The sequence below is a fragment of the Roseburia sp. AM23-20 genome (assembly GCF_003470905.1).
GTDB classification, from domain to species: domain Bacteria; phylum Bacillota; class Clostridia; order Lachnospirales; family Lachnospiraceae; genus Roseburia; species Roseburia rectibacter.
On record NZ_QRHS01000027.1, the window covers coordinates 1 to 962 of the forward strand.

The 962-nt window shown below is 45.7% G+C and carries 7 tRNA genes (1 of these 7 running past the window's edge); all 7 read left to right on the top strand.

Features of this window, described 5'->3' with window-relative positions:
• Positions 1–136 precede the first annotated feature (136 nt).
• Positions 137–209 (top strand) — tRNA-Asn (locus DW650_RS16290).
• 26 nt (positions 210–235) lie between these two features.
• Positions 236–307 (top strand) — tRNA-Glu (locus tag DW650_RS16295).
• 101 nt (positions 308–408) lie between these two features.
• Positions 409–481 (top strand) — tRNA-Thr (locus tag DW650_RS16300).
• A gap of 10 nt (positions 482–491) precedes the next feature.
• Positions 492–565: transfer RNA gene (locus tag DW650_RS16305), tRNA-Ile, on the top strand.
• Between the two features lie 12 nt (positions 566–577).
• Positions 578–651: transfer RNA gene (locus DW650_RS16310), tRNA-Asp, on the top strand.
• A gap of 155 nt (positions 652–806) precedes the next feature.
• Positions 807–879 (top strand) — tRNA-Val (locus DW650_RS16315).
• Positions 880–901: 22 nt separating this feature from the next.
• A tRNA-OTHER gene (locus DW650_RS19590) sits at positions 902–962 on the top strand; it runs 67 nt beyond the window's last position.

A 962-nucleotide genomic window follows, 5' to 3' on the forward strand; every position in this document is an offset into this window, starting at 1 on the left:
CTAATCGATCGAGGGCTTGACCAAATAATAGCGAACGATGTTCGCATTGGAAGTTGCTTTGCAACTTCACAGATTATGTTATTGATGGTGTTCTGTATGAAGTTTTGAAGGTACTAAGAAAATACCTTTAGATTATTCCTCGATAGCTCAGTTGGTAGAGCACGCGGCTGTTAACCGCGCTGTCGTAGGTTCGAGTCCTACTCGGGGAGTTTTTTTAATGAAAGAATAAAGATAAGGCTCCGTGGTCAAGCGGTTAAGACATCGCCCTTTCACGGCGGTAACACGGGTTCGATTCCCGTCGGAGTCATTCAGGAATATAAAGAAATAAAGTATTGACAGATTTGTATTCTTGGTATATATTTAGGCAGTAATATTAATAGCATAAAGTATGTTGTTGATAGAATACGTGCCGATGTGGCTCAATTGGCAGAGCAGCTGATTTGTAATCAGCAGGTTATCGGTTCGAGTCCGATCATCGGCTTTAAACATTTGGACCATTAGCTCAGTTGGTTAGAGCAACCGGCTCATAACCGGTCGGTCCTGGGTTCGAGTCCCCGATGGTCCACTAACTAAATAAGGCCTAATGGCTCAGTTGGTTAGAGCGCCGCCCTGTCACGGCGGAGGTCGCGGGTTCGAGTCCCGCTTGGGTCGTTTTGCAGTGAGGAAAATGTGAGTGTGTATGCCAGTTCTACGAACTGCCATCCCGCGCTAACGCTCGGATAAAATAAAAGATTCTGAGTCTTAGCCATGCAAGCATGTCACAACTCAGAATCTTTTATTTTAGCACTCACTACAAGTAATCGCGTGGGATCTTAGCTCAGCTGGGAGAGCATCTGCCTTACAAGCAGAGGGTCATAGGTTCGAGCCCTATAGGTCCCATTCAATGAGTTTATCTCATTATGCCGGCGTGGCGGAACTGGCAGACGCGCAGGACTTAAAATCCTGTTGTAGAAATACAGTAC